Origin of the sequence: Sinorhizobium fredii NGR234 (assembly GCF_000018545.1) — a bacterium.
In the GTDB taxonomy this organism is placed as follows: domain Bacteria; phylum Pseudomonadota; class Alphaproteobacteria; order Rhizobiales; family Rhizobiaceae; genus Sinorhizobium; species Sinorhizobium fredii_A.
Map to the genome: position 1 here is coordinate 345,037 of NC_000914.2, position 25,595 is coordinate 370,631.

Below are 25,595 nucleotides of genomic sequence, written 5' to 3' on the forward strand. Positions count from 1 at the left end.
GGCTGAGCGTACGGCGCCAGAGCCATCAGGACTATGGACACGGCCAAGAAACCTAGTTTGCTGCTTACGTTGAGGCCGCACGATCAAGTCCACCTCAACCCCATCTTGAAGGCCAGCATTCGTTGCAATTATCTCGGCGGGCCGAGATTGGAAATCCGTCGAGCCGTAATCTCTCACCCCGAATCAACGAGAAAGTCGAGTTGCTTGGCCAAGCACTTGAGCATGCCAGGCGGGCTGGGATGTCATCCAGTCTGATGGAATACGGTCGGCAGGTAGCACGCCATTTGTCTGCCAACGTACAGCCTGACGAGAAAATTTTATCGTTGGACATCAGGAATCTTCCTCTCTTGGCGGCCAGCTACAACCGGCGCTACCCGGACCTTGACCTTAGACACATGGACTCGCCTGCTAGATTTTTCGACGCGCTGAATGACCGCTCATCGGACGGTGCCTGGCGTGCTGTCGTGCGGTTGGCGGACGGCGAGCAGCACCACGTCGCCGCTGATGTTCGGACACGCGCGGGAGCAGCACCCACCATTATCGTGATGGAGGGAGCCAACTTTTACACCTTTGTCGCCTCGTATTTCAAATTGCGGGGGGATTCGTTTCGGCAGTTGGGAACGCAGGCGAAGTGGGCTTTTATTGAGGTTGGCGCGCAGAAGTCTGCGGCTGACTGCGTGATGTTCGGAGTACAATTTGCACTGGCCGCATATCGAGAATTACCGACGTTCGATGCCTGGCATGACAATCTACACCACCATGGAACGATAGCCCACGAAGGTGACTACTCCAGTGACTACATGCCCCGACGCCATGCTGGAATATGCGCAAATAAGCCTTTTTCATGGGGAGAGGTTCCTCCCAGCGACCTTTTACAAGCACTCTCACTCCAGCAGTGTAATTGACGAGATTGCAGGCCACCAACCTGGCATCAACGAGACAGACTTGAGCACCAGCAGGCGCGATCCCAAAACCGAATCATTAGCCGAACGCCTCAAAGGCTTCGCTGTCCAGCGAGACTCCCGCCGATACAGCGCATCTATCGAAACGTCGAGGGCCACCAAGATCCGAGACCATACTAAACCAGACATTGCACGATGACTCATAGGATTTCTCCGGCTTCCGATGCGGCAGCTTTTGGTTCTGCTTGCATTCAGTGCGTATCCGAAGCCTTGTTTCGACTGAGTTGCGCCATCTGTGAGCATTTCACCATGACAGATAATAAAGTGCGATCGCTCATTCGGAGCGCAACGTGGCGCTGAGCCTCGATTCAAACGAATGATACGCGGAAGCGGACTTCAGCCAAAATCGCCATTTTAGTAATCGCGGCGGTTCGCAGATTAAGTACCAAAATCCCGTGGGATTCTCAATTTAATTGCCTATTCTCGATTTATGTGCCGGGTCAAGTCGTTGATATCGCTATATCTGAGTCTTACGATTAACTGCAAAATGACATGAATGTCATTCCGTTCAGTTTCGTCCTTGAAGATGGGCAGATTCTGATGAAGCCGGAATCGCTAGTCCAGAACCTGATATATGGCTCCGTTCAACTCGGCCGATGGGCCGTAGACATCAGTCCCTCGATAGGCGCTCTTGGTCAGCAAGTCGATTTGGGGCCTCTTGATTTCGATCAGGGCCAGATTGCCTGTACCCCTCCGGTGATGACTTCGCCGGATGGTTACGATTGCCTGTCGAAGCGGTCGCCATCAGGAAATCGGCAAATTTGCCGTTGCTACCATTGAAGCGCTTACCGCCGACGTAAGCATTATCCTGGATCATGATCGCCGGCGCGGAAAACGCCATGCTGAGAATGAAGGGATTATCTTAAAGGAACGCTTGCCATCTCGATTCGGGCAACTCCTTTGCGAGCATTTCGTTAAATCGGTCAATCAGTCCCTTCAGCGTAATGAGCTCAATCTTGCTCTATAGCGCCAGCAATACATGGGGCTCGTCTTTGGCCAGAGTGTTAACGCTCTGTCGTACGAGTCGGACGGCGGTGCGTCGATCTCGCTTCGATATCCCGTCGGTCGCGCCTCCCTGAGTGAGCTCGGAGATGGCATCCGGTTTGGTTCTTCTGGTTTTCCGAGGGAAGCGTTCGCGATCCGCTGAATGCAAAAGAGCTTCGTAAATACGGTCCTGCCTCGCGTTTCTGGCCTCGCGGCGGAAACGATTCGTGGTCCTGGTCAATTCGCGCTTCAGGGCATGAAACCGCTTGGTGCCGAGAACGTATTCTAGGGGGCGTATAATTGCGTCCCTTTCTCCGCTTTGGCCATGAACAACCAGAGTGGTGATACCGTCAATGCCTGCGATGGAGCGGCAAATCGATCGATATTTGTACAGGAGTAAGCCGAGTCGCCCGTTTGTCTCAAAACCATTCGGGAGGCGGCGATCTAAAAGTTCGTCTACGTCTTCAGACGTCTTCGGCAATCGATATGGGCCGGAGGCCGGACGAGGAATCCAGATATCGGTGAGAGAGGCATATTTGGGCTCTAAGTAGTTTTGGCTACCCCGCCCAACGTTAATCGGCCACATCACTATAGCTTCTGGACACACTCGGAGGAGCAGTCTGCTCTGGTGTTCCTCCCCCTCGGGATTCACGTCACTGAAGTAAACGTCAAGCGTTTCCGCTGTTTCGCCATGATCGTAGAAATGCAGAAATGGTCCGCCTTCGGGCGTTACCCGTTGGTTGAAAACAGATGGTCTGATTGACGTCACGAACCGTTTTTCCTTTTAGAACTGTCCGCGGCCAGGCCGCTTGGGTAATTCCTTTTCCAAGTCGTCTGGCTCGTATTCAAGGACGATCCTCACAGGCTCTCCCGCAACATCTACGGCGACGTTGCGACTGATAACCTTGCTGCGGTACGACGCATCCATGATATCGGCTTCGAACATTCCGAGAGTGGCGACCAAGTGCAGGAACGAATGCTGGCCAGTGCACTCGAATAATTTCTGTTCGCGCAAATAGCTCTCCAGGCGCAAGCGCTTCTGACGCCGCTCCCAAAGAAAGCGACTATAAGCGAGAACCGCGACCAGAGGTGTAAGGATGGCGGCGACGTTAGCGAAGCCGCCGAGAAGCTTTTCAATATTCATTGCTGACAGAACCTCGATATGCAACAGCGCGCTCTCAAAGCGGCGGGATGCTCGAGGATATTCACCGACAGGATCAGCGGGCGCAGTGATAAAGCCCGGCCTTGAGGACGCTTCGCTTATCAATGCCGGCGCGCGGTACGACCACCAAAATCGTATTCGCTCGGGGTATCGTCATCAAATCCAAGCTGCTCGGCCAGGTATGAGAGACCATCGGCAGGGATTGCGCTGCGATCCTGTACGAAAAGGCCGTAGGTCATGAAAAACTTCAGCTGCGCCGCCAGCCCAAGGCGCGCCGATACCGACTTGCCGGTTACAAATTCTATATCGGAAAAACTCAGGCTCCAGCGGCTGACCAAATCTTCATGCGAAAGGCTCAAACTCGCCACTCCACTCCATAAATCGGAGCGAAATGTCGTTCCCCGACAAATCACACGTCAATCACCGCGGCAGTGTTCCCACAACGTTATTCAACTTGGCCAAAATCCCAGCTTCGAGCCGACAGGGCCTATTTATTGTTAACCGCTGCTACTCTAGGGTGTTTGACGCGGCGTCTATGCGCCATTTCGCATCTGAACGATTGTTAAGGCCCGCCTCGGCCGGGACCGACATCATTAACTTACCTCTCCAACACCGAGCCCTACGATGCAACGGACTTCATTCGAGAACCAGTTGACTTTCGACGCCGATTTTGAGGCAATCCTCAACGCGATCCCACAGCCCATCATCGTCAAGGACGAGCATTTCCGCTTTCTCTTCCTCAATGATGCCGCGTGCATGCTTGTCGGCAGAGCACGATGCGACCTGATCGGCCACACGGATTACGACATTCTTCCGACGGCAGAGGCCGATCGCTATCGGGACATGGACATTGGCGTGCTTTCTACCGGGGAGGAGGTCTCCGTCGAGGAGCCGATTGCCGTACCGGGCGGAGAAGTAAGGCGCCTTGTAACTCGGAAGAGTCGTGCCATCCTGACGAGAGGGAGCTCAAGCGAAAAGGTTATTGTGGCGATCGCCCTGGATGTCACCGAGTGCCGAACGGCGGAAGCGGCGCTTCAGGCGAGCGTCGAGCATCATCGATCGCTGACGGAACTGCATCCGCAAGTGCCATGGACAGCGGATCCATCGGGCGAGGTCCTGGAAATCGGTCCGCGCTGGGAGAAAACAGGCTATGCCCCAAAGGAAGCTCTCGGAGCAGGATGGGCGAAGGCGATGCACCCTGATGACCTGGGCGAGGTTCAGCGAGAGTGGGCGAAATCGCTTGCAACCGGAGAGCCGCTCGATGTGGAGTTTCGCCTGGCGGCTGCGGAGGGAGGCTACAGTTGGTATCGCAGTCGTGCCGCCACACGCAGAGCCGAAGACGGAAGCATCCTTCGATGGTACGGCACAGTCGAGGACATCGATGATCGCCGCAAGATGTTCGAAGCCCTGAAGGAGAGCGAAGCCCGTTTCCGGGCAATCGCCGACGACGCGCCGGTGATGATCTGGGTGACCGGCGAAAACGGCGCCGACGACTACCACAGTCGCCTCTGGCTCGAGACAACCGGACAGACCGCCGAGCAGGCGGCGGGGAAAGGCTGGTTGAATGCCGTCCATCCCGATGACCGGAACGCTGTCGAAAGAGTATTTTACCAGGCCTTCGACCTTCGCGAGCCAGTCCGGATGGAATATCGTCTGAAGCGTGCCGGCGGAGGCTCGGCCTGGGTCATCGACATAGGACAGCCCCGCTTCGCAAGCGACGGAACGTTTCTCGGCTTCGTTGGCATTGCGCTCGACATCACCGAGCGCCGTAACGCCGAACAGGAGCGATTGCTGGCGCAGAAGCAAATTCACCACATGGCGCGGCATGATGCGTTGACAGGCTTGCCAAACCGCCAGTTCCTGCGCGAGGAGTTCGAGCGCCTGTCGGACCATATTGCGCCGAGCACGAGGCTGGCAATTCTCTGCCTTGATCTCGATGGCTTCAAGGCGATCAATGACGCTTATGGGCGAGCCACCGGCGACCTGCTGCTGCGCCATGTGACTGAGCGGCTCAGAAATTTTCTCAAGCAATCCGACATCCTCTGTCGCCTCAGTGGCGACGAATTTGTCGTCTTGCGCGTTGGCATCAACAGCAATGCTGAGGCTCGTTTATTGGCGCAGCAGCTCATCGATGTGATCGAAGCACCCTATGAACTCGCAGGGACGCATGTCGATCTTCAGGTAGTTGTCGGACTTGCCGCGGCTTCGAAGAGTGACCAGTCGTTAGACGAGCTTATCAAGACCGCCGATATAGCGCTTGAACGGGCCAAAACCGGCGGCGGTGGCACAATCGTTCAGTACGAGCCCAAAATGGACGCTGATCTTCGGGCAAGACAGCGGATGAAGGTTTCACTGCGGCACGCGCTCGCAAAGGGCGAGCTGGAAGTCCGCTACCAGCCGCTGGCCAACCTTCGCACAGGCCAGATCACGACATTTGAGGCGCTGGCCCGGTGGCCACATCCGGAGAGAGGGCAGGTGTCTCCTGCAGAGTTCATTGCGGTTGCCGAGGAAACCGGCCTGATTGGCCCGCTTGGCGAGTGGATCCTTCGTCAGGCTTGTACCGAGGCCGTCAAGTGGCCCCCCTATGTCAGTGTGGCGGTCAATCTTTCACCGCTGCAATTCAGGAACCAGAGGCTCGCCTCGACGGTCCGCAACAGTTTGGAAGACACGGGGCTGGACGCCTCGCGCCTGCAGCTCGAGATCACCGAGTCGGTGTTGCTCGAGGAATGCGACAGTAATCTTCAGACGCTGAAGGAGATCCGGCAGCTCGGTGTGATAGTCGCCATCGACGATTTTGGGACCGGCTACTCATCGCTGAGTTATCTCAGAACCTTTCCCTTCGATAAAATCAAGGTCGATCGGAGCTTCATCGCCGATCTGCCGAAGAGCAAGGAATCCCTGGCAATTGTCAGGGCGGTGGCCGCCATCGGCCGCTCACTCGGTATTATCACCACAGTGGAAGGCGTCGAGCGCCAGGACCAGCTCGACACGATAAAGGCCGAAGGCTTCGATGAGGCGCAGGGTTATCTGTTTGGCGGCCCCCTGCCCGCTTCACAGGCAATGGCACTCCTTAAATCTCGCAGCGAGATTTCCGCAGCCGAGCGATGATGCACGCAAGGCCGCTCGTCACATCGACTATCATCTCGCGGCGGGCGCCCAGTGCGGCCGAGATTGCCCGGTAACCGTTCGGCGGAATTGATCGGGCAGGACGAAACAGACCGCTATCAGAAAACCGAAGCGGCGGCTTCACGGGCGGCGGCTTCGAAGATGCTCCGGCAATTGGACCATTAGACTAACGCTCTACCCGGCATTTCGCCGCACATCTGCGGGAGCATGTGGCGCGCTTTCTATTCAGATCCGTCTGCGCCGACGTCGACATATCTGCCAATTGAGCGCAGGTAAGCGACGATTTCGAGTTTGAGGAAATCACGATCGCCGTACGCTTCTTCGATCCTACCCAGCCTCTGTCTCATTTTTCCATAGGCGCCCCGTGACAGGTCGGTATCTCCAATAACGTATTTTTCGTGGCCAACGGCGCAGATGTCACATCCGGCCTCGATGACTTCATTCACGAACGCTGGGATGTCGCTTGCCTTCATCAGCTTTTGCTTCGTACCGTGCGCCATCGGTATTTCTCCGCTTCCGAGTGAGCAGGCAGGCACCGCCTGGTCGGGTAGACTTGCAAAACTGCAAGCTCCGAACCACGATCGTGATGCTTCGTTCCGTGCACACTCACGCCCCTTCACTCGGAGGCATGAAGACGACAGCTACCGCGCCGGGATCGCACCGCAAAACACCAGGTGCGTTCGGAGGCGGCGCTGGCGGTCGCGATACCCGCTATCGTCTCCACCGCCCATTGAACCGGCGTCGGAGACGGCGACAAGGCAGTTTTCAGCGCTAGCATCCGGGCCTTGGAGGGTGCTTGGACTTTGGCCACGCATCAACCATCGTCTCGTCATAGAAGCCCGGGAGTTGGAGGGCAAAGAGGCAAGCCCGACGGCTGGTCATCGATAGCCAGAGCGTCAAAACTACCAGCTGGTTGCGCTGGTGGGCCGAGAAGATCGGCAAGCCGAATGTCGTGAAACGCGACAATGCCGCTACGGCGTTGCCGAGCGTGGCGAGGTCACTCGCAACCGGGCACAGGTTCTCGATCAAACGAAATTCCGAAGCATCGAAACGTCGTAGCATTTCTCGACGATTTCAGCCACGTAGTCTGCCGCGGTCCCACCGAACAGCGTGTAATCATCGCAGCGGTCGGCAAGCTCGTCGACCGCATTGCCCAAACCGGCAAGGTGGCGGGCGATCAGGTGGCGGTCTTCGTCGCCACCGAGCGCTTCAAGCAGGTCAAACCAAGCGATCAGGCTGGCTTGAGAGACGCGGACGGCCTCGAACAGGCGGGAAAACTCGCCGTCGATGTATTGCAGCTCGAGCTCCTCGATTGGCTGACCGAAAGCATAAACGGCGGTAGCGACTTTTGTTTGATAATCCTCAAAATCGGTGAAGTAGACCCGATGGCGTTGATATTGGCGAAGTTCGTTGACTCCGCCAGCCCGCTGAAACCGGCCGTGCTCATACATCGGGCTCCTGCGTTTTGATCCTGCGCGCGACCATACGGCTTGCGACCAGTGGGGTGTAGTATTAACGAGGTTGAGTCCGTCGCTATCGCCGTGCTGCCAGCCGACCGATCTTGGTTCAGCGGGCCTTGTCCTTCTCGCCGACGACATGGAAGATTCGTGGGTGACTTAGGTGTGTTGGTATTCGCCATTGGTGTTTTTCTCTTCGTTGATCCGGCCACCTCTGCGGCCGGTCGCCGAATGATCACCACGGGGCGCGGGCAATGGCGTTCTCGGGAGACCGCTTGCGGCGGAAGGTCCATTGAGCGCGGCAGGGATCAGCCCAGTTTGGCGCCAATCCGGCCAGCGGGGGTACGGGCATTGACCAGGGCGGGAACACGGCGTGACCCGTCCGAGGCTCCAGACGAAAATCCCATGGGGGTGAGAACAAGCCTTCGATCGAAGATCGAGTGAGCCGCCGGTGACAGACGGATTTCTCGGCAATTCCCCTTTCCCTCACGCATGCCGTGTTCTGCGTCGGAAAGAACAGGAGAGAGGCGGAATACCGGCCAAGGCAGTTGGCAGGACCTGTTCCTGGGCAGGCCATAAAGAAGTAGGCAACCGTTCCGCGTCGATGGTAAGGTGAGTCATGAAAAAGGATACGAAAACAGCCCGCTCGGCCGTGACAGGCAAGTTCGTGACGCAGCCCATCGGCGGCAAGAAGGCCGCGAAATTCGCCCAGGTCGAAGGCTTGAAGATGAATGCCGCGTCAAAGGCGCTTTCGGAGAAGCTGACCGCGAGCGGCCTCAAGGGTGACGCCTACCGTAGCGAGATCGTCAAGGCCTTTAAGAAGGGCTGACGGGTGGTCCGTTACAATGCCGTCGAAGATCCGCTGTGCTATCCCGGCACCCATGTGCTGCGCAACAGGGCGAATATCCCGGATCAGAATGAGCTGGATGAGTTCGAGCAATTGATGTTCGATTCCCGTGCGCGGGAAGCGCTTCCGGACGGCGATCTGGATTTCGCCCACTATCGCGCGTTACACCGACACTTCTTTCAGGACGTTTATGAATGGGCCGGGCAAACACGGATTATCCGCACCGGCAAGGGTGAGAACTGGTTTTGCTATCCGGAATATATCGAAAGGGAAGCCAATCGCCTATTTGCCGAACTTGCCGCTCGCGACCACCTTGCCAGGACGGAAAGCAAGGAGGCCTTCGCCAAAGGCGCAAGCTGGTTTCTCGCGGAGATCAACGCGATTCATCCATTTCGCGAAGGCAACGGCCGCACCCAACTGGTCTTCCTGACGATGCTCACTCGCTATGCGGGATACGAGCTCGACGAGAGCAAGCTGGAGCCGAAGCGGTTTCTGGACGCCATGATCCGGAGCTTCAGCGGCGACCTGGCGCCGTTGGCGGCCGAAATCAGGCGGATGATTTAGCGGCTTCGTCTTCGTCGGATCTTTGCCAGAGCACCCGCTTCGTCTGTCCTTCCCCGATGACGATCTGCCACCTTGTGAACCCCGCGCGAAGGTCTCCGGCCGATACCAGCTTATCGTGAATCGTAAGGGCGGATGATCCGCTGAGTGAATGCTCGCTCTTTGCCCGTATGGCAAGACGCGTATCGATTCGGATAGCCGCGCCCAAGGGAGCCATGGTTTGGCCCTGATCGAAGACACTGGTCTCGTCCACCTCTACGCGGACGCCCGGAACAATAAGGCCTCGCCAACTGTCATTGTCCGTACTCGGAAAGTAATGGAAAGCAAACTCTCCTGAAAGAAAGACAGCCGCAGGCGCTTTGTCGACATGGCCGACCAGCATGGTCGCCTCGTATTTCGTTCGTGGCAGAATAAGGCTGAGAGGCGCGGCGCTCCCCAGCGTGCCGATCGTGAATTCACTCGGTGACAGCATATGCTTTCCCTTAATAGCGCGTCCCCTGAAGAGGGGCGATAAGGATCGCCCATAGCAGTTCGGCGGCCCCTTCTTGTGAAAGTTTCTGATCGCGATCCCGCCCAAACGACGCCATGCCCATACTTGTCAAGAAGAGCGTCTGATCGTCGGCCTCGACGTTCAGGGACTCATTCGAGCTATTGCTGCTGGTCGTCTCACCGTGAACGTAATTGATGCCTCGTCCCCACGTCTCCCCACCCAGATAGGCGGTGCCCCGTGACACATCCTTGCCGTCGCGGTAGATGGTGGCGAAGAACCTGTTCGCGTCGACCCGTCGGAAAACGCCCTCGAAACCGGCGTTTCGCTCGCCAAGCTCCTTAAGGGAGTTCTCGAAGAAACGCGCAATGTATTCGAACGTGTCGTGTCTGAACTGGTCCTTGTCCCTTTGGGTGAAGCTCTTCGCGAGCCGCAGATTGCTCGACCGCGGGCCGAGGGATTGAGGAGCCGGCGACGCCGCAGGCGTCGCAGCCGCAGCGGCCCGTGCAGGCGGAGCCGAGGCCGTTCGGGTTACCCGCCCTGCTGCTTCGCGCACGGCCTTGGCGACTTGCAGAAAGGCCTCGTCGATATCCGGCCATTGCGTGATCGGTTTGCCGTCCCGAGGAACCGCATTCAGCTTTCCAAACGGCGCGTGGTGCCAGTCGCATGCCCGAAGAATGATGGGAATGACGATGGCTTCGCCGCTGTGGTGGCGCTCCATCGCACGCTGCATTTCGATGTCGTAACAGTAATCCGATGCGATGAAGTCGGCGCTGACGAGCAGCAGGATGATGTCGTCCGTATTGATGTGATCGTCAATCGCACGATGGATATCTTCGCCGGCGCCGATGCGCCGGTCGTGCCAGGTCTCAATCACGCCCTGTCGTTTGAGCATCGACAGCTGTTTTTCGAGCTGATCCCTCAGCCCCTCATCTGCGTGCGAATATGAAAAAAAGACGCTCGGCATGTCTCCCCCTTTTGCTGCGCGAACTATGGGACGCTTCGCATCTGCGTGACAAGATGTCTGTTTGTGTTTTTCCCGCTCCCCGTTCGGTCGCTTCAACGCCGGCGAGCTCGATACGATCGGGCGTGTCGATCTCTGTTCACTGTTTTCGCCGGTCTTCGAATTCGCCACGACGGAGGCGGCGCTGGAAACCGCCGAGCAGACCATACGGGCCTTCTTCGATCCGTCCGCGATCGAACCGCCCCCGGCCCCTACGGCTCCTCTCAATCGCCGCGACCTGTTTCGCGGCAAATTCCGTTAGAACGAGGAGCATGATGAAATGAGCTATCTCGTCGGTGCAGGCACGATACGGATCGACGCTACAGTGTCGCGTGCGCTCGCTTGTTCGGTCGCCGAACCGGCCGCGGCGGCTCGCCCGCATGTTCGTCGGCCGCAGGCGAGGAGGCGCCCGCACTGGCGGGACGGGTCTTTTCGCTTTGCAGTTTTTCGCAATCGCTTGCGTCCAGAATTGCCGTCCTCAATGCGACGGACATGCCGACGAGCGACGAGGAGCGCATGGCCGCAGGGGCAGGCCTGTTAGCCGAGCGGATCTTCGAGACCCTCTGCCCTCTGGTCTTGGGCTGGCCCACGCCGCTCCTCAATAAGAAGGTCTTTGCCGGCCGGAAGTTGCGTGAAGCGCTCGCCGCCTCGCAGGCAATCGTCTCGCAGGCGCGGAGTTGCGAAAGACAGCCTGGCGAGCGATGCGGCGCGGCTTTTGCTGCCGCCCATGCCCTGGGAACTCCCCACGATGGCGATGGGCCGGTGTTGGGTTCGGTCCTTGCTGCGATGCTGCAGGACCTCGGCTATGTTGCCGTTTTCAGCTCGCAGGGTTCGCGAAGGCTGATGACCTGGCATACTTCCTAACAGAGATATGCGGCGCCCAGTACGTGCATCAGCCCCTTTTGGCTCCTACCGATGATATTTTGAAGGCTTAGAAGCGAGACAAAGGCGACTGGAAAGTCTACGAGGGGCAATTCATGCGCTTAATGGCAACGCGACAAATTGAGAATCGCCTCAAGCCCGAGATGTTTGAGGGCACGTGCTTGCTTTGTTCAGAGGCTACCCCCATAACTGTCATAGGCGATTGGTATGCGAATACTTAAATGACAAGTGGGGCGGATCGTTAAACGTCAAGCACCTCTAAAGCCGGTTGTCTGAAGTTTTGCTATTAGAACGGACAGCAGACGATTTCTCCGCGCGTGGATAGCCGTAATTTGCAACTACTCTTGAGGAGTCGTCCGTGAACTATCCCACGCCTCTCTGCGGTAATTCTTCGCTTTCCTGTGACGCAGTGTTGCCGAAAGGCTCTCGCTGAGTCCGCTTTTCTTGCAATATGATTTTGCGGTTTTCTGCTTCGGCGCGGCGTGATTCACTCGTACTAGCGGCGGTGAATCGAGGAGCGGCGATGTCAAGACCACGCGAGCGGCGCGATACGGGAGAGCAGGACCTGTTCCATGCCCGTCTGGATCAGATCATCAACATGACGCTCGAACTGGTGCGGCTGGCGCAGGCGATCGACTAGCCGCTTTTGGAGCGGCGCTTCGGCGCGGTCTATTCCGACCCCGGCATGCCACCACCGCCAACGCGGCTGATGGCCGGGCTGGCGATCCTCAAGCATACGTTCAACCTGTCGGACGAGGAGCTGTGCGCCCGTTGGGTGGAAAACCCGTATTTCCAGTATCTCTGCGGCGAAGAGTTCTTCCGCCATGACCTGCCCTTCGACGTAAGCGGTCAGCCGATAACGTCAGGCTTGAAGTGCAGGGCATGAGGGCTTCAATTTCGGATGCTGGCCAGCCTTGAGCAATGCGATTCAAGGTCTGCGAGAGCCCGTCGAGCGGATCGACGGCATTCATTTTGGCCGTTTATGCCGACCGTCCAACTATGCCGATTAAGCAAGTTTTTGCCAACGTTTTCGGTAGCATAGCGGTAGCCTAATCGGCATAGCGTAGGGTCTCTCCGTCGCAATTGACGCGAAGGAGAGGACGCATGAACGCAAGTGACTATTTGAAGCGCAGCGCCCTGTATCGGATGTGGCCTGCGCGCTCCACTTTTCGCCTGGCCACCCTTGTCATACTTTCCGTCGGTCTTTCTGCGCGACGGGCTCCACGCACAATTCCGCAACGGTCGTCAGTCTCGGCAAGTGGAACCCGTCGAAAGGCAGGAAGATCAGTTACGTCAGCGGAGGATTTTCGGTGATGATGAGCTGGAAGCAAAAAACCCTGTCGTCGGCAAATTTCGTTTGAGCTTCATTCGCAACTTACCCTGCCGAACTAAGGCGAAACAGCCGCATCCTCATGATTAGCTACCAAACGATAGCGTGAACGCTTTACTGGAGGTCCGATCATGCGTGACAGACGAACCCTGACTTCTGCGCCAAGGTAAGGCGACCCACATACTTTGCGTCGATCTACTGTCGGGTTTGTCGCGTCCGCGACATGGTGATGTTCGGCCCGGGCGTGCCGCGCTCAGTTAAGACATTGAATGATCTGCAGAGCAGTGTACCTGAGGCGCTCTCTGCGCAGTTGGCGCGGTTCTTGCTGCCCTAGTTGTACGGCGGCACACGCCGGCATGCCCTTCCATCGCTTAGAGAGTGGAGTGCCACCATGCCCGAACAACCCTTGCCGACGCTGCCGATGTGGCGGGTTGATCACATCGAGCCCTCGCCCACGATGTTGGCGCTACGCGCCAACGGTCCGATTCACAACGTGCGCTTCCCGCGGGGGCACGAAGGCTGGTGGGTGACAGGCTACGACGAGGCGAAGGCGGTGCTGTCCGACGCGGCGTTCCGGCCTGCGGGAATGCCGCCGGCGGCATTCACCCCGGATTGTGTGATTCTCGGTTCGCCGGGGTGGCTGGTCTCGCACGAAGGGGGCGAGCATGCCCGGTTACGCACGATCGTTGCGCCGGCCTTCAGCGACCGCAGGGTGAAGCTGCTCGCGCAGCAAGTCGAGGCGATCGCAGCGCAGTTGTTCGAGACTCTGGCGGCCCAGCCCCAGCCCGCCGACCTGCGGCGCCACCTCTCCTTTCCGCTTCCGGCCATGGTCATCAGCGCGCTGATGGGCGTGCTCTACGAGGATCACGCCTTTTTTGCCGGGCTGTCCGACGAGGTGATGACGCACCAGCATGAAAGCGGCCCGCGCAGCGCGTCGCGCCTGGCCTGGGAAGAACTGCGCGCCTACATTCGCGGCAAGATGCGGGACAAGCGCCAGGATCCGGGCGACAACCTGCTGACGGATCTGCTCGCGGCGGTCGACCGGGGCGAGGCGACCGAGGAAGAGGCGATCGGCCTCGCGGCGGGCATGCTGGTGGCAGGACACGAGAGCACCGTCGCGCAGATCGAATTCGGCCTCCTGGCCATGTTGCGCCATCCGCAACAGCGCGAACGTCTGGTCGGCAATCCATCCCTGGTGGACAAGGCGGTGGAGGAAATCCTGCGCATGTACCCGCCGGGCGCGGGCTGGGACGGCATCATGCGCTATCCGAGGACCGACGTGACCATCGCGGGCGTGCATATTCCCGCGGAGAGCAAGGTGCTGGTCGGCCTGCCGGCGACATCGTTCGATCCACGCCATTTCGAGGACCCTGAAATCTTCGACATCGGACGCGACGCAAAGCCGCACCTGGCGTTTTCCTACGGGCCGCACTACTGCATAGGCATGGCGCTGGCCAGGCTGGAACTCAAGGTGGTGTTCGGTTCGATCTTCCAGCGCTTTCCCGCGCTGCGCCTGGCCGTGGCGCCCGAAGAACTGAAGTTGCGCAAGGAGATCATCACTGGCGGATTCGAGGAGTTCCCGGTGCTCTGGTGATGCGCGGACGCCGCCGGGAATCGCGATCTTCTCCGCAATTTGCAGGCGCGCCTGGCGCGCCTGTCAGATCAGCCAGCCGACAGGTAACCAAGATGGACATGCAAGAAACCACGACAGCATGCGCGGACGCCTTTGCCGAACTGGCGTCGCCAGCCTGCATCGACGACCCGTATCCGTTCATGCGCTGGTTGCGCGAGCACGATCCGGTGCATCGCGCGGCGTCGGGCCTCTTTCTGTTGAGCCGCCACGCCGACATCTGCTGGGCGCTCAAGGCCACGGGCGACGCGTTTCGGGGACCGGCGCCGGGCGAACTGGCGCGCTATTTCCCGCGTGCGGCGACCAGCCTGTCGCTCAATCTGCTGGCGTCCACGCTAGCGATGAAGGAACCACCGACGCATACGCGTCTGCGCCGGCTGATCTCGCGCGATTTCACCATGCGCGAGATCGACAACCTGCGGCCGAGCATCGCGCGCTTCGTCGCAGCGCGCCTGGACGGCATGGCGCCCGCGCTGGAGCGCGGGGAGGCGGTGGACCTGCATCGGCAATTCGCGCTGGCCTTGCCCATGCTGGTCTTCGCCGAACTGTTCGGCATGCCACAGGACGACATGTTCGGCCTCGCCGCCGGCATCGGCGCCATTCTGGAAGGCCTGAGCCCGCACGCCAGCGATCCCCAGCTCGCCGCGGCAGACGCGGCCAGCGCCAGGATGAAGGCCTACTTCGGCGACCTGATACAGCGCAAGTGCATCGATCCCCGCCACGACATTGTGGCCACGCTGGTCGGCGCACACGACGACGATGCCGACACGCTATCGGATGCGGAGTTGATCAGCATGCTGTGGGGCATGCTGCTGGGCGGCTTCGCCACCACTGCTGCGACCATCGACCATGCCGTCCTGGCGATGCTGGCGTATCCCGACCAGCGGCACTGGCTGCAGGGAGACGCCGCGGGGGTGGAGGCATTCGTCGAAGAGGTCCTGCGCTGCGACGCCCCCGCCATGTTCAGCTCCATTCCGCGTATTGCCCAGAGCGACATCGAACTGAGCGGCGTGGTGATCCCGAAGAACGCGGACGTGCGCGTGCTGATCGCGGCCGGCAATCGCGACCCGGACGCCTTCGCCGATCCCGACCGCTTCGATCCCGCTCGGTTCTACGGCACCAGTCCTGGCATGTCGACCGACGGGAAGATCATGCTTAGCTTCGGCCACGGCATCCACTTCTGCCTCGGTGCGCAACTGGCCCGGGTGCAGTTGGCCGAGAGCCTGCCGCGAATCCAGGCGCGCTTCCCCACGCTGACAGTGGCCGAGCAGCCGACCCGGGAGCCCTCCGCGTTCCTTAGGACGTTCCGCGCGCTGCCGGTGCGGCTGCATGCTCAGGGGGACTCCCCCCGTTTAACAAGCGCATTTTTGAACGGCCAGAGAGGGGTCGAAGGTGGTGCCAGTTTTGAGCATGGCGACGGCGAGAGGCGGTCGGCGACTGATCGCAGGGCGCAACCGTAGAACCGCATGAAAAGGGTACAAGGGCTGAGATGCGCGTCGTGATTGACCAAGATCTGTGCGGAACCACTGGGCAGTGCGTGCTGACGCTGCCGGGCACCTTTCGCCAGCGCGAACCGGACGGCGTGGCCGAAGTGTGCGTGGCGACGGTACCGCAGGCGCTGCACGCCGCCGTGCGGCTCGCGGCCAGCCAGTGCCCGGTCGCCGCCATTCGGGTCATCGAAAGCGACGCTGGCGATGACGAGCGCGCCAGCGCCGACCCTGCGCGTTCTCCGGCGGAGGCCGAGCGGCATGCGGCGAAAGACCAACGCATTCCAGGAGGACACGATGGAACGGTTTGAAGGCAAGGTGGCCGTGGTGACCGGCGCCGGCGCCGGCATCGGCAAGGCATGTGCCCTCGCCATCGCGCGCGAGGGCGGCAGAGTGGTGGTGGCCGACCTTGATGGCTCGGCGGCCATCGCCTGCACCGCGCAGATCGCGGCCGAAGCGGGCAATGCGCTGGCCATGGCCATGGACATCGCCGATGCGCAGGCAGTGGCAGCGCTGTTCGAGACGGCGGAGCGGCACTTCGGTGGGGTCGACCTGCTGGTGAACAACGCGAGCGCCATGCATCTGACCCCGCGCGACCGCGCGATCCTCGACCTGGACCTGGCGGTCTGGGATCAGACCATGGCGACCAATCTGCGCGGCACGCTGCTCTGCTGCCGACAGGCCATCCCACGGATGATCGCCCGCGGCGGTGGCGCGATCGTCAACATGTCGTCGTGCCAGGGGCTCAGCGGTGACACCGCGCAGACGTCATACGCCGTGTCGAAGGCGGCGATGAACATGCTGTCGGCCTCGCTCGCCACCCAGTACGGCCATGCGCAGATCCGCTGCAACGCGGTTGCGCCGGGTCTCATCATGACCGAGCGTCTCCTGGCCAAGCTGGACAAGTGCATGCAACGGCATCTCAGCCGGCACCAGCTCCTGCCGCGCGTCGGCCACCCCGAGGACGTGGCCGCGCTGGTGGCGTTCCTGCTCTCCGACGATGCTTCGTTCATCACCGGCCAGGTCGTGTGCATCGACGGCGGCATGCTGGCGCATATGCCGACGTACGCCGACGGTGGCAACAGCTGCGCCGGGCGGACTGCGGGCGACACCGCCGAAACGGCGCGCTGCTGATGAACGTGCTGCTCAACCCCCTAAACCGTCGGCACCGGCTGCGGTACGACATCCCCGTCATGCCCGGCGCTTTCCCCCTGGTCGGGCATCTTCCCGCCATCGTCTGCGACCTGCCGCGCCTGCTGCGGCGCGCGGAACGGACGCTGGGCAGCCACTTCTGGCTGGATTTCGGCCCTGCCGGACACCTGATGACCTGCGTGGATCCGCATGCGTTCGCACTGCTCCGGCACAAGGACGTGTCCTCGGCGCTGATCGAAGAGATCGCGCCCGAATTGCTTGGCGGAACGTTGGTCGCCCAGGACGGCGGCGCGCACCGGCAGGCGCGCGATGCGATTAAGGCGGCGTTCCTGCCCGAGGGGCTGACCCAGGCCGGCATCGGCGACCTGTTCGCGCCCGTTATCCGGGCGCGGGTGCAGGCGTGGCGCGACCGCGGCGACGTAACCATCCTGCCCGAAACCGGCGACCTGATGCTCAAGCTCATCTTCACCCTCATGGGAGTCCCTGCGCAGGACCTGCCGGGATGGCATCGCAAGTACCGGCAACTACTGCAGTTGATCGTCGCGCCCTCGGTCGACCTGCCTGGACTGCCCTTGCGGCGCGGCCGCGCCGCCCGCGACTGGATCGACGCGCAGTTGCGCCAGTTCGTCCGCGACGCACGCGCGCATGCCGCGCGCACCGGGTTGATCAACGACATGGTGAGTGCCTTCGACCGCAGCGACGATGCGCTCTCCGATGACCTCCTGGTCGCCAATATCCGCTTGCTGCTGCTTGCCGGTCACGACACCACCGCCTCGACGATGGCCTGGATGGTGATCGAACTGGCGCGGCAGCCTATGCTGTGGGATGCCCTGGTCGAGGAGGCACAACGCGTAGGCGCGGTGCCGACCCGGCACGCGGACCTGGAGCAGTGTCCGGTCGCCGAGGCGCTGTTCCGCGAGACGCTGCGCGTGCATCCGGCGACGACGCTCCTGCCGCGTCGCGCGCTGCAGGAACTGCAACTCGGCCAACGGCGCATTCCGGCGGGCACCCATCTGTGCATCCCGCTGCTGCATTTCTCGACCTCGGCGCTGCTGCACGAGGCGCCTGATCAGTTCCGCCTGGCGCGGTGGCTGCAACGTACGGAGCCGATTCGGCCGGTGGACATGCTGCAGTTCGGTACCGGCCCACACGTTTGCATCGGCTATCACCTGGTATGGCTGGAACTGGTGCAGTTCTCCATCGCCTTGGCGCTGACCATGCACAAGGCCGGGGTGCGGCCGCTGTTGCTGAGCGGCGTCGAAAAAGGCCGGCGCTATTACCCGACCGCACATCCGTCCATGACAATCCGCATCGGATTCTCATGAGCTGGCATCGCATGCCCCGTGTGGCGAGGCAGCGGCACCGGCGACGCGCGGCATTGCTGCATTCGGCGCGCGCGTTCGGTGCGACGCGGCAACACCGCGGCGGCTCGACGCTCGCCGTGGCCGTCTCCTGTCAGGTACAAGGACATGAACAACATGCAGACCGGTTCCACGCTACACGACGACCGAACTAGCGTTTCCGCCCTCGGCGGATTGGGCGCGCGGGCGCGCGGCGCATCCGGCAGGCTGCTGCCGGAGATCTGGATGCAGAACGGCGCAAAGCGGGTCGAACAGGCGCTAGCGCGTCTTCTCTGCGCCGAAGACCACGGTGAGACCGAGCTTATGGCGGCGATGCGCTACGCCACCTTGCATGGCGGGAAGCGCACCCGCGCCCTGCTCTGTCTGGCTGCTGGAGCACTGGCCGACACGCCGGCGCACATACTCGACGACGTCGGCGCCGCCATCGAGATGATGCACGCTTGTACCCTGGTCCACGACGACCTGCCCGCAATGGACGACGACGTGCTTCGCCGCGGCCTTCCGACCGTGCATGTCAAGTTCGGCGAAGCCACTGCGATCCTGGTCGGCGATGCGCTGCAGGCACACGCCTTCCTGACCCTGGCAAGCCTGGATGCGCCGGGCGACAACCGTATCGCGCTCGTGCGCGAACTGGCGCAGGCGGTGTCTGCCGAGGGTGCCGCAGGCGGGCAGGCCATGGATCTGTCGCTGGTCGGAAAGCACGTCGAGCTGGACAGGATCGTAGCGATGCACCGGATGAAGTGCGGAGCGCTAGTGCGTGCGTCCGTTCGCATGGGCGCCCTATGCGCCATCGCGGAGGATGCCGCGGACGCTACGCTGTACTGTGCGCTCGATCACTACAGCGCCTGTTTCGGCCTGGCGTTGCAGGTGGTCGACGACATTCTCGACGCGACAGCGGATACCGCGACGCTGGGCAAGACCCCCGGCAAGGACGCGGCGGCGCAGAAACCGACCTGCGCGTCGATCATGGGGCTGCAGGCAGCGCGCCAGTTCGCGCTGGATCTGTTGTGTGAGGCCGGGGAGGCCATTGCCCCGCTGGGGCCGCGTGCGGAACGGTTGGCGCAGATGCTGCAGCGGGCCAGTGCGTACCTGTTCAAGCACGCGCCATCCGCATGAGCGCGCCCGTCCGCATGGAGTCGCCCCTGTGCCGCTGCGATCGGCCGGCGGCAGCCATGCATGCAGCACTGTGTCCGAGTCCGCGGCGCCGATCGCCGCGGTTGCCCAGCACGGTCACGGCGCACGCGGCACGCTGCGCGCAAGCCCATGCGGCGGAGAACCGGCGCCCGCATCGGGGCTCATCGCCGCGCCGGAGCAGAGCGGCCGTCCGGCGCTGCCCATGCGGCGGGCCGCAACGGGCCTGCGGCGACGTGCGCGCCGTCTGCCCGATCCTGGTTCTCGTCAACCGTCTGCAGAAGGAACATCCCCCGTGAATGCGCTGTCCGAACAGATCCTTTTCGAATTGCGCCACCTGCTGAGCGAGATGAGCGACGGCGGCAGCGTCGGTCCGTCCGTCTACGACACGGCGCGGGCTCTGCAGTTTGGCGGCAACGTCACCGGTCGGCAGGACGCATACGCGTGGCTCCTCGCGCAGCAACAGGCCGATGGCGGATGGGGAAGCGCGGACTTCCCGCTGTTCCGCCATGCGCCCACGTGGGCGGCGTTGCTGGCATTGCAGCGTGCCGATCCTCTTCCCGGCGCTGCCGACGCAGTCCAGGCTGCAACCCGGTTCCTCGAGCGCCAGGCCGATCCCTACGCGCATGCGGTGCCGGAAGACGCGCCGATCGGCGCGGAGCTGATCCTGCCGCAGTTGTGCGGCGAGGCCGCATCCTTGTTGGGCGGCGTGGCGTTTCCGCGCCACCCCGCGCTGTTGCCGTTGCGGCAAGCGTGCTTGGTCAAGCTGGGGGCGGTGGCGACGTTGCCGAGCGGCCATCCGTTGCTGCACTCCTGGGAGGCCTGGGGGACGTGGCCAACCGCCGCATGCCCGGATGACGACGGCAGCATCGGCATCAGTCCGGCGGCCACCGCTGCGTGGCGTGCGCACGCCGTGACACAGGGGAGCACGCCGCAGGTCGGGCGCGCCGACGCGTATCTGCAGGCGGCATCGCGGGCGACGCGCAGCGGCATCGAAGGTGTCGTTCCCAACGTCTGGCCGATCAATGTGTTCGAGCCATGCTGGTCGCTGTACACTCTACATTTGGCCGGGCTGTTCGCGCATCCCGCGCTCGACGAGGCGGTGCGCGTGATCGTCGCGCAGCTCGACGCCCGCCTGGGCGTGCGCGGTCTGGGCCCGGCCTTGCACTTCGCGGCTGATGCGGACGACACCGCCGTTGCCTTGTGCGTCCTGCGCCTTGCAGGCCGCGACCCGGCGGTCGATGCGTTGCGCCATTTCGAAATCGGCGAGCTGTTCGTCACCTTCCCCGGCGAGCGCAACGCCTCGGTGTCGACCAACATCCATGCCCTGCATGCGTTGCGACTATTGGGAAAGCCTGCCGCTGGCACCAGCGCCTACGTCGAGGCCAATCGCAACCCTCACGGTCTATGGGACAATGAAAAATGGCACGTTTCGTGGCTGTATCCCACCGCGCATGCCGTCGCTGCGCTGGCGCAAGGCAAGCCCCAGTGGCGCGACGAGCGCGCGCTGGCGGCGCTGCTGCAGGCGCAGCGCGACGACGGCGGCTGGGGCGCCGGTCGCGCGTCCACATTCGAGGAAACCGCCTATGCGCTGTTCGCGTTGCACGTGATGGACGGGAGCGAAGAGCCGACAGGGCGCCGGCGCATCGCGCAGGCGGTGGCGCGTGCGCTGGAGTGGATGCTCGCCCGCCATGCGGCGCCTGCATTGCCGCAGATGCCGCTGTGGATCGGCAAGGAACTGTATTGCCCCATCCGGGTCGTGCGCGTGGCCGAACTCGCCGGGTTGTGGCTGGCGCTTCGTTGGGGGCCGCGCGTCCCGGCCGAGGGAGCAGGAGCGGCGCCATGATCCCGACCGAACGCGGGCTGCAGCAGGTGCTGGAGTGGGGGCGTTCCCTGACCGGGTTCGCCGACGAGCATGCCGCGGAAGCCGTCAGGGGCGGCCAGTACATCCTGCAGCGCATCCACCCGAGCCTGCGCGACACCAGCGCCCGCACCGGTCGCGATCCGCAGGACGAAACGCTGATCGTGGCATTCTATCGCGAACTGGCGCTGCTGTTCTGGCTCGACGATTGCAACGACCTTGACCTGATCGCGCCGGAGCAGCTCGCCGCGGTGGAGCAGGCGCTGGGGCAGGGCGTGCCGTGCGCGCTCCCCGGATTCGAGGGCTGCGCTGTGCTGCGCGCTTCGCTGGCCGCCCTCGCCTACGATCGTCGCGACTATGCTCAGCTTCTCGACGATACCCGGTGCTACTGCGCGGCGCTGCGCGCCGGACACGCGCAGGCGGCAGGGGCGGCGGAACGCTGGTCCTACGCCGAGTACCTGCACAACGGCATCGATTCGATCGCCTACGCAAACGTGTTCTGTTGCCTGTCGTTGCTGTGGGGGCTGGACATGGCGACCTTGCGCGCGCGTCCGGCGTTTCGCCAGGTCCTGCGGCTCATCTCGGCGATAGGGCGCCTGCAGAACGATCTGCATGGACGCGACAAGGACAGGTCGGCCGGCGAGGCCGACAACGCGGCGATCCTGCTGCTGGAGCGCTATCCGGCTATGCCTGTGGTGGAGTTCCTCAACGACGAACTGGCCGGCCATACGCGCATGCTGCACCGGGTTATGGCGGAAGAACGGTTTCCCGCGCCGTGGGGGCCGTTGATCGAGGCCATGGCGGCCATCCGCGCGCACTATTACCAGACCTCGACCAGCCGCTACCGCAGCGACGCTGCGGGGGGAGGCCAGCATGCGCCCGCCTGAACGCGCGGCAGGCGGCGGCGTGCGCGCGCTGCCTCGGTCCGATCCGACGCAAGGCCGTCGACCGATGCGACGGATGGAGCGAGCATGAGAGACACCGCCATGAGCCAGCGCAAGGACGACCATCTCGACATCGTGCTGGATGAGCGAACGGCACCGGCCACGGTCGCCGCCGGCCGGGAGTGTATCCGTTTCGAACTTTCATCCGACGGCGATTAGAGGTGAGGCGAAACGCGATATCCCAGTGGCGCCCCTTCCGGCTCAGCCATGACGGTGATTAAGGAGGCGCAAGCACCGGATCGACCGCCTCATGAGGTGCCGCACCTTGCCCGCCCCGTCCGACGATGCGGATCAGCGCCTGGTCCGCTGACGCCATCGCCGGCCCCTCGACGAAACCGAACTGTCCTGACGGGACGCCAGGCCAGTTGTGCAGGCCGGAGACTGCATCTACCGGAAACGGCTCGAACAGCCGGTACTAGATTATCTTGCGGGCACCGGCGCCGACTTCTTCGGCCGGCTGGAGGATCAGCGTCAGCGTGCCGTTGAACTTGCCGTGCTCGGCGAGGTGGCGGGCCGCGGCGAACAGGATCGTCGTGTGCCCGTCATGGCCCTAGGCGTGCATGGCGCCCGGATTTCGGCTCGAGAAGACCAGGATGGTGCCTCTTCGATCGGCTGCGTACCGATATCCGCACGGATACCGATGCGCTTGCCCCCTGCCCCAGCCGGAGCGTCGCGACCACACCATAACCGCCGACCCCACCCTTCTCATGCGGTTCTTGGGATGCTCGCAGTGTGTGGCCACGTGAAGCGTAGCGGAACTTCTCTGCACCATGGGCGACGGCCCGAATTGGCGTAGCCTTCCCGAACCGAGCCGATTAGTCTAGTCGGGAACGACCCATCGCCCCGTGCTTCGAGCACCTGGGGGACGCGTGCCCCGTCGGATTGGCCGTGATCGATGCCCCGTGGGGAGTTCGCGCCGGACCTGTGCCTTTTCCGAGCGCCAGTACAGGGATCGGCGAAGATCGCGGTGGCTCGTAGGCTCAAACGGGGAGAAGGCATGACCGATCAAAGACATTGTTATGCTGGCGTCGACACACACGCTTGCTTTCCGACACTTGGTACACGGCATAAGCGATCACTAAAAAGGCAGCCACTGCGCTCGCCGCCGCAGAAATTGCTTCTACATAAACGGGCAGGCTGATGAGCGGATTCATCGCTCATCGTGCCGACGCGTTTTGTTGGTCGTGACTAGAGAACCTGCGGCCATTGCTGGTGAGCGTGCATGACGGTGAGGATCTCGACGTCTCGACTTATGCGGTAGGGAATGATGTAGGGAATGTCGGCCAGCACGAGCTCGCGCGTGCTCTTGATACGACCAGGCCGCCCACTGGCAGGGTACTCCGCTAACGCATCCACGGCAGTGCCAATCCGCGCCACGACGCGAGCGGCCGCATCCGGATCGTCTTTCTCGATATACGCGCCGATCTCATCAAGTCGCCGCAACGCCCGCAGCGTCCAACGAATACGCTTCCGACTCATGATTGGCGGGCAGACTTGACGTACTTCCTGACGACTTTCGCCACATCTTCATCGCTGGCGAACTCACCCCGGTCGGCCTCGGTCAACCCGGCTTCAATCTCGGCAAGCTGCCATTCCTGTTGCTCAACGAAAGCTTCGATGGCCTCTGCAGCCATATAAGAGCGGGACCGATCCAGCTTCTCAGCGAGCTGGTCCAGCTTGCTCGCGGTTTCATCTTTTACACGCACGGTAAACGCAGCGGTCATGGGATCTAACCTTCCTTGGTTCACTTTGATTATCGATGAACCGCACTGGTGCGTCAAGGTTCAAAACACTTCTTCAAAGCATCCCGCTACGCGACTGATCCATCGGTTTTTCCGTGCTTGAAACGTCCTGGTGGGACCTGTAGTTAATTGGTTAGCGCCCCGTCGGCGTCATGACCGACTGGTTGCCGCCGGGCCCACCATACCAGCTTACTGATCGCCAAACGGCTAACATTAAGTTATTCAAAAAGAGCGGCCAGCCCCGGGGAAGCTGGGCAAGTGCCAGTCGATACATTATGCGATCTTCCTGGCCCAAAAGGTGAACATCACAGCAACAAGCCGTGCAGGGTTCGTGGGAGCAGGATCCTGTCCGCCCCGAAGGCGACGTCCACTCTTAAGTCCCTTAAGTCTGTGAACGGCAGCATTGCGCCCCCATTATCGGTCATAGAGGCAGTTTGCCTCCCGCAATAAACTCTTCAAGCGTCCGGTCATTTGACGAAGGACCGCGTTGTCGATTGTGCCAGACATGCGTTGGAATTTATCGAGTTCCATCGCAGATAGACCTATCCGACCAGCCATCCCGAGTTCGTCCAAAAAACTGATCGCCTCAAAGATGCCCTGGTACAAGAAGACGTTTACGCGCTCTCGCCTCGCTCCCTCTAGATCCTTTATATCTTCTTCGAGCATCTCTAAGATGTCGTAGAGCTGGTCGATAGCACCAATTCCTTCAGGTTCCGCATCGTTCGACAATGAGACCTCCTCCTCGGGGGTTCCAAAGCTATACCTCCCAATCCAGTTTATCGGCGAGGCCTGAACGGCGCCTAGCCCCAGCCACCCCTTACATCGGTCCGCCGGCATTGCGGGCAAGCCACTGGGTAGACCGGCTCGTCTTTCCTCCTTGCCTCCTTTTTCTCATCCGGCGTCAACACGTCAATCTCGAAGCGATGACCGCAGTTTAGACATTGGAAACGCTTCACCTCAGTCATATTCGATCCCTGCCTGATTGGTGAATTCGAGCCAGAGGACGTCGGCGACCTGTTTCGCGTCATAGCGTTTTTTCTCGCTGCTCATGAAATCGTTCAGCGAGAGGAACATGTTGTACTCGTCTGCGTCGACTTTGACGTGACCGTTTGACGTGTTTGACTCGCTATGGGATTGCCATGAGTAGTTGATGTCGCCGAAGTGATGACGGCTGCCCTTGCTGTTGTGAACCGTGATGTGCGCATCACGGCCGCCTTTGTAGCCACGATTTACCACAGTGCACGTGAAAGAGTTGTCGCTCATGCTCTCAAAGAGCTGGCCAATCGCCTTCCCGCTCCCAGACGAAGGCACTCTCGAGGCCCGATCCTACCGCTGCATCTACGACCAGCTCTGCTGGCCGGAGTGGCCATCGTCGAACGGGCCGGACCCGAGATGCTCCAAATGCTGCGTGGCCAAATGATGGGTGGGAACAAGGCGCGATTCAGCAACGCTATCGACGAGATCATGACCCATACATGCCGATCGA

General features: G+C 61.5%; 26 protein-coding genes and 5 pseudogenes. 18 read left to right on the plus strand and 13 right to left on the minus strand.

Annotated elements, in window-relative coordinates; genetic code table 11:
- Window positions 1-122 precede the first annotated feature (122 nt).
- Window positions 123-905 carry a type III secretion system YopJ family effector NopJ gene (nopJ, locus tag NGR_RS31255; RefSeq protein ID WP_010875286.1) on the plus strand — a complete coding sequence of 261 codons (783 nt, stop codon included), beginning with the start codon at window positions 123-125 and terminating at the stop codon, window positions 903-905.
- 612 nt (window positions 906-1,517) lie between these two features.
- Here nopJ and NGR_RS33910 read toward each other — a convergent pair.
- Window positions 1,518-1,604 carry a hypothetical protein gene (locus NGR_RS33910; RefSeq protein WP_432654039.1) on the minus strand — a complete coding sequence of 29 codons (87 nt, stop codon included), beginning with the start codon at window positions 1,602-1,604 and terminating at the stop codon, window positions 1,518-1,520.
- Window positions 1,605-1,674: 70 nt separating this feature from the next.
- Here NGR_RS33910 and NGR_RS31265 point away from each other — a divergent pair, with 70 nt between their 5' ends.
- Window positions 1,675-1,929, plus strand: coding sequence for a hypothetical protein (locus NGR_RS31265; protein WP_164924750.1), 255 nt, complete (start codon window positions 1,675-1,677; stop codon window positions 1,927-1,929).
- 801 nt (window positions 1,930-2,730) lie between these two features.
- Here NGR_RS31265 and NGR_RS31270 read toward each other — a convergent pair.
- Both NGR_RS31270 and NGR_RS31275 read right to left on the minus strand, forming a co-directional pair.
- Complete coding sequence (locus NGR_RS31270) at window positions 2,731-3,114, minus strand: hypothetical protein (protein WP_240545235.1); 384 nt, start codon at window positions 3,112-3,114, stop codon at window positions 2,731-2,733.
- A 95-nt stretch (window positions 3,115-3,209) separates the two neighbouring features.
- On the minus strand, window positions 3,210-3,467 hold the full coding sequence (locus tag NGR_RS31275) for a DUF4158 domain-containing protein (protein ID WP_164924751.1): 258 nt from the start codon (window positions 3,465-3,467) through the stop codon (window positions 3,210-3,212).
- Window positions 3,468-3,732: 265 nt separating this feature from the next.
- Between NGR_RS31275 and NGR_RS31280 the strand changes: the two genes are divergently transcribed.
- Entirely contained in the window at window positions 3,733-6,216 is a 2,484-nt protein-coding gene (locus NGR_RS31280) for a sensor domain-containing protein (protein ID WP_010875288.1), read from the plus strand.
- 239 nt (window positions 6,217-6,455) lie between these two features.
- Here the strand turns inward: NGR_RS31280 and NGR_RS31285 are convergent, their stop codons facing one another.
- The gene (locus NGR_RS31285; RefSeq protein ID WP_164924752.1) at window positions 6,456-6,734 is read right to left on the minus strand and encodes a hypothetical protein; all 279 of its coding nucleotides are present in this window, start codon (window positions 6,732-6,734) and stop codon (window positions 6,456-6,458) included.
- 286 nt (window positions 6,735-7,020) lie between these two features.
- On the opposite strand from NGR_RS31285, the pseudogene NGR_RS31290 reads away from it, so the two are divergent.
- Window positions 7,021-7,141, plus strand: a pseudogene (locus NGR_RS31290) (IS5/IS1182 family transposase); the annotation flags it as partial.
- 118 nt (window positions 7,142-7,259) lie between these two features.
- On the opposite strand, the gene NGR_RS31295 reads toward NGR_RS31290, so the two are convergent.
- Complete coding sequence (locus NGR_RS31295) at window positions 7,260-7,685, minus strand: hypothetical protein (protein ID WP_164924702.1); 426 nt, start codon at window positions 7,683-7,685, stop codon at window positions 7,260-7,262.
- Window positions 7,686-8,310: 625 nt separating this feature from the next.
- On the opposite strand from NGR_RS31295, the gene NGR_RS31300 reads away from it, so the two are divergent.
- Complete coding sequence (locus NGR_RS31300) at window positions 8,311-8,520, plus strand: hypothetical protein (protein ID WP_010875291.1); 210 nt, start codon at window positions 8,311-8,313, stop codon at window positions 8,518-8,520.
- Window positions 8,521-8,523: 3 nt separating this feature from the next.
- The gene (locus NGR_RS31305; protein WP_010875292.1) at window positions 8,524-9,102 is read left to right on the plus strand and encodes a Fic/DOC family protein; all 579 of its coding nucleotides are present in this window, start codon (window positions 8,524-8,526) and stop codon (window positions 9,100-9,102) included.
- Here NGR_RS31305 and NGR_RS31310 read toward each other — a convergent pair.
- Together NGR_RS31310 and NGR_RS31315 are read right to left on the minus strand one after the other, a co-directional pair.
- Window positions 9,086-9,571, minus strand: coding sequence for a hypothetical protein (locus NGR_RS31310; RefSeq protein ID WP_010875293.1), 486 nt, complete (start codon window positions 9,569-9,571; stop codon window positions 9,086-9,088). The two genes, NGR_RS31305 and NGR_RS31310, sit on opposite strands and share 17 nt — an antisense overlap.
- Window positions 9,572-9,581: 10 nt before the next feature.
- Window positions 9,582-10,553 (minus strand): toll/interleukin-1 receptor domain-containing protein, encoded by a 972-nt coding sequence (locus tag NGR_RS31315; protein WP_010875294.1) that lies wholly within the window; start codon window positions 10,551-10,553, stop codon window positions 9,582-9,584.
- 61 nt (window positions 10,554-10,614) lie between these two features.
- Here NGR_RS31315 and hybE point away from each other — a divergent pair, with 61 nt between their 5' ends.
- From hybE to NGR_RS31330, 3 genes and pseudogenes are all read left to right on the plus strand, one after another.
- Window positions 10,615-10,851, plus strand: a complete 237-nt coding sequence (gene hybE / locus NGR_RS31320) for a [NiFe]-hydrogenase assembly chaperone HybE (RefSeq protein ID WP_164924753.1) — start codon at window positions 10,615-10,617, stop codon at window positions 10,849-10,851.
- Window positions 10,852-11,081: 230 nt separating this feature from the next.
- Window positions 11,082-11,453 carry a hypothetical protein gene (locus NGR_RS31325; protein WP_164924754.1) on the plus strand — a complete coding sequence of 124 codons (372 nt, stop codon included), beginning with the start codon at window positions 11,082-11,084 and terminating at the stop codon, window positions 11,451-11,453.
- Between the two features lie 541 nt (window positions 11,454-11,994).
- Window positions 11,995-12,318 (plus strand): annotated as a pseudogene (locus NGR_RS31330) (transposase); the annotation flags it as partial.
- Between the two features lie 2 nt (window positions 12,319-12,320).
- Here NGR_RS31330 and NGR_RS33915 read toward each other — a convergent pair.
- Window positions 12,321-12,451: pseudogene (locus tag NGR_RS33915) on the minus strand (transposase domain-containing protein); the annotation flags it as partial.
- A 741-nt stretch (window positions 12,452-13,192) separates the two neighbouring features.
- Between NGR_RS33915 and NGR_RS31335 the strand changes: the two are divergent.
- The 9 genes and pseudogenes from NGR_RS31335 to NGR_RS33920 form a co-directional block, all read left to right on the plus strand.
- Complete coding sequence (locus NGR_RS31335; RefSeq protein ID WP_010875295.1) at window positions 13,193-14,395, plus strand: cytochrome P450; 1,203 nt, start codon at window positions 13,193-13,195, stop codon at window positions 14,393-14,395.
- Between the two features lie 92 nt (window positions 14,396-14,487).
- Window positions 14,488-15,891, plus strand: a complete 1,404-nt coding sequence (locus NGR_RS31340; RefSeq protein WP_010875296.1) for a cytochrome P450 — start codon at window positions 14,488-14,490, stop codon at window positions 15,889-15,891.
- 29 nt (window positions 15,892-15,920) lie between these two features.
- The gene (locus NGR_RS31345) at window positions 15,921-16,229 is read left to right on the plus strand and encodes a ferredoxin (protein ID WP_010875297.1); all 309 of its coding nucleotides are present in this window, start codon (window positions 15,921-15,923) and stop codon (window positions 16,227-16,229) included.
- The gene (locus tag NGR_RS31350; protein ID WP_010875298.1) at window positions 16,216-17,052 is read left to right on the plus strand and encodes an SDR family oxidoreductase; all 837 of its coding nucleotides are present in this window, start codon (window positions 16,216-16,218) and stop codon (window positions 17,050-17,052) included. The genes NGR_RS31345 and NGR_RS31350 overlap by 14 nt, the downstream gene beginning before the upstream one ends.
- Window positions 17,052-18,395 carry a cytochrome P450 gene (locus tag NGR_RS31355; RefSeq protein ID WP_010875299.1) on the plus strand — a complete coding sequence of 448 codons (1,344 nt, stop codon included), beginning with the start codon at window positions 17,052-17,054 and terminating at the stop codon, window positions 18,393-18,395. Before NGR_RS31350 ends, NGR_RS31355 begins: the two co-directional genes overlap by 1 nt.
- Window positions 18,396-18,548: 153 nt before the next feature.
- On the plus strand, window positions 18,549-19,547 hold the full coding sequence (locus tag NGR_RS31360; protein ID WP_010875300.1) for a polyprenyl synthetase family protein: 999 nt from the start codon (window positions 18,549-18,551) through the stop codon (window positions 19,545-19,547).
- A gap of 310 nt (window positions 19,548-19,857) precedes the next feature.
- Window positions 19,858-21,408 (plus strand): hypothetical protein, encoded by a 1,551-nt coding sequence (locus NGR_RS31365; RefSeq protein ID WP_010875301.1) that lies wholly within the window; start codon window positions 19,858-19,860, stop codon window positions 21,406-21,408.
- Entirely contained in the window at window positions 21,405-22,310 is a 906-nt protein-coding gene (locus NGR_RS31370) for a terpene synthase family protein (RefSeq protein WP_010875302.1), read from the plus strand. The genes NGR_RS31365 and NGR_RS31370 overlap by 4 nt, the downstream gene beginning before the upstream one ends.
- An 84-nt stretch (window positions 22,311-22,394) precedes the next feature.
- Window positions 22,395-22,505 (plus strand): annotated as a pseudogene (locus NGR_RS33920) (type 2 isopentenyl-diphosphate Delta-isomerase); the annotation flags it as partial.
- An 88-nt stretch (window positions 22,506-22,593) separates the two neighbouring features.
- Here NGR_RS33920 and NGR_RS31375 read toward each other — a convergent pair.
- The 5 genes and pseudogenes from NGR_RS31375 to NGR_RS31395 form a co-directional block, all read right to left on the minus strand.
- Window positions 22,594-23,065 (minus strand): annotated as a pseudogene (locus NGR_RS31375) (M20/M25/M40 family metallo-hydrolase); the annotation flags it as partial.
- Window positions 23,066-23,555: 490 nt separating this feature from the next.
- Window positions 23,556-23,846, minus strand: a complete 291-nt coding sequence (locus NGR_RS31380; RefSeq protein ID WP_010875305.1) for a type II toxin-antitoxin system RelE/ParE family toxin — start codon at window positions 23,844-23,846, stop codon at window positions 23,556-23,558.
- On the minus strand, window positions 23,843-24,091 hold the full coding sequence (locus NGR_RS31385; protein WP_010875306.1) for a CopG family ribbon-helix-helix protein: 249 nt from the start codon (window positions 24,089-24,091) through the stop codon (window positions 23,843-23,845). The genes NGR_RS31380 and NGR_RS31385 overlap by 4 nt, the downstream gene beginning before the upstream one ends.
- 432 nt (window positions 24,092-24,523) lie before the next feature.
- Entirely contained in the window at window positions 24,524-24,838 is a 315-nt protein-coding gene (locus tag NGR_RS31390; RefSeq protein ID WP_240545236.1) for a hypothetical protein, read from the minus strand.
- Between the two features lie 228 nt (window positions 24,839-25,066).
- On the minus strand, window positions 25,067-25,372 hold the full coding sequence (locus tag NGR_RS31395; RefSeq protein WP_240545237.1) for a hypothetical protein: 306 nt from the start codon (window positions 25,370-25,372) through the stop codon (window positions 25,067-25,069).
- Window positions 25,373-25,595 lie beyond the last annotated feature (223 nt).